Annotated in this window: 2 rRNA genes; both read right to left on the bottom strand. The window is 43.1% G+C overall.

Features of this window, described 5'->3' with window-relative positions:
* Positions 1-214: 214 nt before the first annotated feature.
* Positions 215-330: ribosomal RNA gene (gene rrf / locus AC1DEF_RS29205) — 5S ribosomal RNA — on the bottom strand.
* A gap of 63 nt (positions 331-393) precedes the next feature.
* Positions 394-476 (bottom strand): 23S ribosomal RNA (locus AC1DEF_RS29200); the annotation flags it as partial.

Raw genomic sequence — 476 nt, 5'->3', positions numbered from 1 at the left:
TTAGGCACGCCGCCAGCGTTCATCCTGAGCCAGGATCAAACTCTCCGAAGAAATGTTTGACTTGCTCAATTTAAAAAATAAAAATTAACGTTGACGTTTGTCGCTTTGTTCAGTTTTCAAAGTTCAACCGCCGCTCTTAAGCGACTTTACTATCTTATCAAGTTATCAACGTAATGTCAACAACTTTTTTAAAAGAAAAGAGAGATCTTTTCCAGCCTGGCAACGTCCTACTCTCACAGGGACAAAGTCCCAACTACCATTGGCGCTAAAGAGCTTAACTTCCGTGTTCGGTATGGGAACGGGTGTGACCTCTTCGCTATCGCCACCAGACAAGAGATTGCTCTCTCAAAACTAGGTAACAGTTTGCTGAGTAAAGCTTACGCTTTTAAAAGTTTGGTTAAGTCCTCGATCGATTAGTATCAGTCAGCTACACATGTCGCCACGCTTCCACCTCTGACCTATCAACCTGATCATCT

It is taken from the genome of Priestia sp. 10L35 (genome assembly GCF_056395685.1).
Note: the sequence above shows the minus strand (reverse complement) of the source record. Positions and strands in the feature narration are given on the sequence as shown.